Genomic DNA, 6,090 nt, shown 5'->3' with positions numbered 1-6,090 from the left:
TTTCTTTGTTTAATAACAGACCGTCTATTTCCCTTCGCCAAAAAAAAAATCGGGGGGGGGGTTTTTGTTGGCGGGGCCTGCCCATCAACCCCCGAGACCGGAGAATGCCGACTACTGGGTGCAGTCGAGTCTGCAGAGCTCGACCTCTTCTGAACTGACAGGTCAACCACCCGCAGAGCGTCGTCAAGCGACAGGTCCGGGGCCTGCGGCAATCATGTGCCGCAGGCCACGGGCCGGTGCCTTGACCCACCCACCGAGGTGATCCCGGGGCCCCGCGCTCGCGCAGCCGAAGGGGCCCCAATCCTGATTTCCACGGATTTTCGGCGCCGTCCGGTTCCCTGCAGCGAGGGGGCCGTCCGCTCTGCCGTGCTCACATCACAAAGGTCCGCATCTAGCCCAGAGAACACGGTCGTGGGCTGCAGTAGTCCTGGGACTTCTCTGGGACTTTCGACTGCATCAACATGTACGGGCAGGAGACACCTGAAAGACGATTCACGCAGGTCAACGTTGTGCCACCGCGTATCGTCGCAGGCCGTAGAACTGCGTGGTCTCTTCCGCGACATCTGACGGGCGGGGTGTCGTGCCCCTTGTGCCCGGGGGCACGGCACCGCAACATGCCATTCTGAACTGCGGGTGCTCACCTCGTGGCGCACGTGACCGTGCGCCTGGCCACGGCTCGTTGAAGCTCCTCCAGATCGTCGAGCTGGTCGGCCGTAGCGGCTGAGCCGTACTGTGCCTGGGCGCGCTACTTGGCGGAGTCCTTCATCGTCGGTGCCCTGAGGCGAGGCCGTTCGGTCGAGCAGTTCCTCGGGCCGGTCGGCCCGCCCGGGCGCCGCGGTGTGCGGTATGTCGAGGTCCGGGCGGCGAGGACGTCATCTCCGTGATGATCAGATCGCCTCACTCACGTGGCCGGTGCCAGGATCAGGACACCGGCGGCTTTGATGTGCCTGTGGACCTACCGGGCGACGAACCTCTTCGTCCCGGTTCGCCCGGCCCGGCTTCGCCCACCCCTTGCGGGCCGAGTCGGCCGAGGGGCAGACCGCCCGCAACGCCCCTGGGCACATCATCGCTGTCAGCCGACGATCGCGACGGGGCCGTCCCACGCGTCACGGTCGACGGTGATGGTGTAACCGCCGCGCGACTCCTTGCTGTTGACCATGTACTGGTGACCGCGGCTGTGGCTGGTGTACAGCGACTTGGACCACGGCCAGTCGGAGGTCGTGGTGTTCACCTTGTCCCACTTGGCGTACCAGAGGTTGCCCGGCAGGTTGGTCCGGTCGGTGGCGGTCGCGATCGCGGCGGCGCTGGAGCTGGAGAACCCGTAGTAGCCGGCGCGGTAGGTCTTGTCGTGCAAGGCCTTGTCGAAGGCGCGGACGTAGGAGAGCACGGCCTTGTTGCAGGAGGCGTTCTTGATGTCGTAAGGCTCCATGTCCAGGTACAGCGCGCTGCCCGCCTTCATGCCGAGGCCGGCGGCCTTGGCGACGGCGTCCTTGCCGTCGGCGGTGCCGAGCGTGGCGGCGTTCGTCGTCGTCATCTTCTCGTTGCGCGTGCCGCTCTGGCACGGCGGCTGGGCACCCACGTAGAGCGGGATGAGCTTCCAGCCCTGGGAGTTCACCGTCTTGACCCAGGAAGCGGTCAGGTTGGGCTGGGAGCAGCCGCGGTTCTTACCCCCGATGTACACGGCGGCGGCGCCGTAGAAGCCGGTGTGCCAGGCCTTCATCGCGGCGGAGGACGGGGCGGTGCAGGCGTCGAAGGCACGGCCCGTGAAGGTCTTCTGAGCCGGCCACGCCGTGGTCGCCGAAGCGCTGGTCGCGGCGAACGCGCCCCCGGCTGCCACGACGACACCGGTGGCGCCCCAGGCGAGGTAGCGGTTGCGCTTGGAAAGCCTGTGGTTCCTGGACTTGGACATGCTGAATTCCCCACCCCTGAATTGCTGAGCTCGTTGCCGCTGCACGATCCGGGTCGCCCTGGCCGTACCGCACCTGAGCCCCGTGAGCGATCGAAAGATACCCGGCGGTTGCACCTGGTTCGGACAACCCGAGCCCTTGACCCCGGCAAGCTTCACCCAAGCCTGCGCAAAGGACACGCTGAACAGCCCCGGGTTCCGTAGAGATCTCACATGTTGGGTTTGACCTGGGGTTTCACCGTTCATGGGCCACCCGCCAGGAGCTGAGGATCGCGCTCGTCACCTGCATCGAGCACACCTACCACCGACGCCGGCGACGGGTACGCCCGGCCCGGTCGGCCCCCGTCGAGCACGAGACCGTCATGATCGCAGCCGCAGCCCTGGCTGCGTGAACCACGCACTGTCGCTCCGGCCCGCAGCGGCCCCCTGATCCGCTGTCATCCTCTGTCGGACCAGGCATCATCCGATGATGCGGCCGCTCGATACTCGACAGAGGAAGCGGTGCCCGGCCTCCGACGAGGAACTCTCCTTCCGGGCAGGAACCCGTCGGACCGGGGCATACTCACGCGGTCAGGACACAACGCGCCGCCACGACTCGCCCACATCGCTCGGCACGCAGACCTCCGCCGAGGATTTCAAGGTCCCGCTGGGGAAGAGGCGTTGCCCCGTCACTGCCCCTGCGGCGCCTTCCGGCCAGGCCACGTTCCCGACCATGATGACCGCTGGAGGAGACGCATGCACGCACGGGCCTCATCGGTGGAGAAGTACACGCACGCAAGCGCGCGTCCGACGCGCGGCGGGGTGTCTGCGGGCGGTCCGATGACGGCCCTTCAGCGCACTGCGGGCAACGCCGCTGTCACCGCCATGATCCGGCACGGCCGCCACGATCACGAGGCCGGGTGCCGCTCGGGCGACTGCGGTGGCTCAGAGGTCGTGCAGCGCGCCAAGGACTGGAAGCTGGGGTCGACCAGCACCGAGCTCGCCTCGGTCAAGGCCGCTCACCCCGGCGATCCGTTGGTGGACACGCTGCACCACATCATCCCCAAGTCGTTGTTCCAGCCGTTCCTCGCACTCCTGTCTCCCGCCCAGGTGGCACAGATCACCGCGGACCTGGCACCCCTGGCACCGGCGGCGTTCGCCTCACCCAGCGTGGACAAGGCGCTCAAGAACCTCCCGGCCAACTTCCGCGTCGGCCCCCGGCCCGAGATCAGGACGGACGACCCGGGCAGCGGACTCGACGTGAACACCGACGCCACCGGAACCACCACACCCCGGTCCGCCCAACTGGAGAACGCCCACAACTACATGGCCGCCGCCATTGCCGCGGGAAAGGTGACGCAGACGGATTTCGACACCCAGTTCCTCGCCCCTGTGAAAGACGCGTGCACGCTGCACGGGACGGCGATCGACATCGACCCGGCGCGAGCGAAATGGATTCCCGACCCCACGCCGGGCAAGTACCACAAGCCCTGAGCCGGTTCACGCGGCCCGGCCGGATCGATCGCGATCAGGAACGGGGCGTCCAGCTGGGTGGTCGTACCGCGAACGCCTGGTCCGCTCCGCGTGACCGCCTTCCCTCGGCTCGCAGGTGACCACCATGGGAGCGGGGTCGACAGCGGCCCCTCCTTCACCATGATGGTCGCCTTGGGCTACGGTCGTGCCCCGTGTCCGCGAGGGAGTGGTGCTGATGTCTCGTCATGTACTGGCCGCGACGGGCGTGGACGGCAGGGAGGTCGCCCGCGAGGAGCGCCCCGCCGCGCCGTCGCTCACCCTGGTCGCCGCGTACGGAGATCTCCATGCCTGCGACTACGTGACCGTCTCCCAGGGGGAGTCCGTCGGGCTCTACGCCCGCGACCCCGGAGGTACCTGGGACGCTGTGAGCCCCGGAACCGACGCGGTGACCACCGACGAGATGCGCCTGTGGTTCGAGCTCACCCACCATTACCCGGGCCCTGGCGGGGCCGACCCGAACCACCCGCTGGGCAGGGCCCCGCAGCCGGGTGCCGTCGGACGCATCGACGAACGGCGCGCCGTCGCCCTGGTCCAGGAGCACATCGCCGCCGGCGGGCTGGACTACCCGGCCCAGGGCCTGGCCGCGGATCGGTTCGCCGCCGGCTGGAGCGTGTACGCGCCCGTCGACGTCGACGACAGCGATCCCCTGGCCTTCCTCGACATGCCCGTCGGCCGTTCGGTGTTCCTGGTCGGCGACACGGGGCGCATCAAGGAGGTCACCTCCGCGATCCCGCCCGGACAGGCCGACGCCCTGTTCACCGCGGAGGAGGCCTTCGTACGGCGTACGCCCGCCGAGGAGGCGTTCATGAACGACCTCAAGGCGGAGTTCGAGCGCCTCGACGCCCGGTCCGGACAGCCGGGCGCGATCGCCGACTTCACCGTCGTCGGCCCCCCGCCGGAGGACATGACGGCGGCCCGCGTGACCGCGCTGACCGACGAGATCGTCCGCCAGCTGGCGCTGTGCGGACCACAGCGGTGGGAACGCATGGTGGCGGCATTCTCCTGCGCCGTCTCCGCCGAGACGGCCGATCTGTGCTTCTGGCAGCACGAACGGCCCGTGGAGGCGCGGGTGCCGGAGCAGATAGCCCTCCTCGTACGCCGCCAGCGCCACCTCGCGGCCGCCATGCCTGCCGGACCGTGGCTGCGTCTGATGATCGCCGTCACCAAGGGGCCCGACGGCCAGGCCCAGGTCTCCACCCAGTACGACTACGGTGACGAGCGGCTTCCCGACGGGCAGTTGCTCGCCCCCAGGCACTACCGCAACGACCTCGCCGCCTACCCGCGGGCCGAGGTGCCGGCATGGCTGCGAGCCCATGCCGGGGCGAACGGCCGGCGCACGGCATCCCCGCGTACGGAATCCCCACACACGGCATCCCCGCGTACGGTTTCCCCGCACACGGCGCCTCCGCGATCCGCACCCCCGCGCCAGGAGGCCCCGCAGAGTCCCTTCGTGGACAGTCCGCTCGGCTGGACGGCACGCGTGGTCGCCGACCAGAAGCGGATCACGTACGACGGTGACTCGCTGACCTGGGAGGAGATCGAGTGGGTCCGGTATCCCGTCTCGCGGACCAAGCACCAGGGCTTCCTGTTCCCCTCCATGTACTCCAACACGTACACGTTCGGCGTGGGCAGATACGCGGACTCGCCGAAGAGCCTGGAGACTCTGAACTGGAACAAGGGCGGTAAGCGGGCCGAGGCCCCCGAAGCGTGGCTGGCCCTGGTCGAGTTCGCACAGCGCGTCCTCGAGCCCCGGCTGCTCGCGGAGCGTCTCGACCTGATCCGGCGGGGCGGGTCGTTCACCATCGGCGAGATGCACGTGCACCGCGACGGGCTGTCGCTGCGCGGGGTCATGGAGGCCGATTGGGGTTCGCTCACGGACGTCGAGGTCGCAAACGGCCTGGTGTGGATCCATGAGCGGGGCAGGCAGCAGTCGGTGAGGGTGTCCCTCAGCAGCGCCAACGCCGTACTCCTGCCCCGCATCGTGGCGGCCATGGCCGGCTGAACCGCGGCTATCCGTGCAGGCGCCCCGAGACCTTCGTGATCTCCTCGGCGCTCAGCGGATACGGGCTGCCGTACAGCAGCGGACCGGTGACGACGGCGGGGCCGGCGACGGGCGCCGCGCCGTGTTCCGCCGCGAGCCGGGTGGCCACGGGGTTGGGCGAGCCGGAGCTCGCCCGGCCCGGGCCGTCCTCGGAGTACCAGAGGGTGAGCTCCTCTCCCAGCTTGGTGGAGCGAATGTGCTCAGAACCGAGAAGACGAGCGACCTCCTGCACGAGATCCATCCCGTACGACGCGGTCCTCACCTGCCGGATGCCCATGTCGGACACGAGCAGCAGGCCTGAGGTCGTCCTGTTCCGTTTGAAGAGTCCCATCCCGTCACTCTATTGACGCGGCCACATCACCTGCCACCCTCTCCCCAGGCCTCGTCACCTTTTCGGCTCCCGTCACGCGTGCCGCGTCTCTGTGTACGACACGACATGACACGACACGGCACGACACGGCACGGCACGTCGCGGCTACCAGGTGCGGGCGGCCTGGTGGCGCGAGCAGCCGCTCGGGAGGCCTGATGTCCGCCGCGGGTCCGGGTGCGACGCAGGCAGGGGCCGGAGCGGACGTGTTGTCGCTCCGGCCCCTGCCGTGCTGCCTGGGCCCCGTCGGCCTCCCGCGGGACC

Annotated in this window: 4 protein-coding genes; 2 read left to right on the top strand and 2 right to left on the bottom strand. The window is 69.0% G+C overall.

All coding sequences use genetic code 11. The features are described from left to right. Positions 1 to 1,072: 1,072 nt before the first annotated feature. Positions 1,073 to 1,909 (bottom strand): glycoside hydrolase domain-containing protein, encoded by an 837-nt coding sequence (locus ACFXOA_RS13505; protein WP_385026341.1) that lies wholly within the window; start codon positions 1,907 to 1,909, stop codon positions 1,073 to 1,075. An 816-nt stretch (positions 1,910 to 2,725) separates the two neighbouring features. Here ACFXOA_RS13505 and ACFXOA_RS13500 point away from each other — a divergent pair. Together ACFXOA_RS13500 and ACFXOA_RS13495 are read left to right on the top strand one after the other, a co-directional pair. After that, a complete protein-coding gene (locus tag ACFXOA_RS13500; protein ID WP_385026338.1) occupies positions 2,726 to 3,379 on the top strand; it encodes a hypothetical protein in 654 nt (217 codons plus the stop codon). Between the two features lie 214 nt (positions 3,380 to 3,593). Then, the gene (locus tag ACFXOA_RS13495) at positions 3,594 to 5,420 is read left to right on the top strand and encodes a hypothetical protein (RefSeq protein WP_385026335.1); all 1,827 of its coding nucleotides are present in this window, start codon (positions 3,594 to 3,596) and stop codon (positions 5,418 to 5,420) included. A gap of 7 nt (positions 5,421 to 5,427) precedes the next feature. Here the strand turns inward: ACFXOA_RS13495 and ACFXOA_RS13490 are convergent, their stop codons facing one another. Continuing rightward, entirely contained in the window at positions 5,428 to 5,790 is a 363-nt protein-coding gene (locus ACFXOA_RS13490) for a hypothetical protein (protein WP_385026332.1), read from the bottom strand. Between the last annotated feature and the right edge of the window lie 300 nt (positions 5,791 to 6,090).

This window comes from Streptomyces sp. NPDC059166 (assembly GCF_042755185.1).
Lineage (GTDB): Bacteria > Actinomycetota > Actinomycetes > Streptomycetales > Streptomycetaceae > Streptomyces.
This window is presented reverse-complemented; position numbering and strand designations above follow the sequence as displayed.

Excerpts from the sequence above, each read along its gene's own strand:
- ACFXOA_RS13495 (WP_385026335.1), top strand. The coding sequence starts at position 3,594 with ATGTCTCGTCATGTACTGGCCGCGACGGGCGTGGACGGCAGGGAGGTC.
- ACFXOA_RS13505 (WP_385026341.1), bottom strand. The coding sequence starts at position 1,909 with ATGTCCAAGTCCAGGAACCACAGGCTTTCCAAGCGCAACCGCTACCTC.
- ACFXOA_RS13500 (WP_385026338.1), top strand. The coding sequence starts at position 2,726 with ATGACGGCCCTTCAGCGCACTGCGGGCAACGCCGCTGTCACCGCCATG.
- ACFXOA_RS13490 (WP_385026332.1), bottom strand. The coding sequence starts at position 5,790 with ATGGGACTCTTCAAACGGAACAGGACGACCTCAGGCCTGCTGCTCGTG.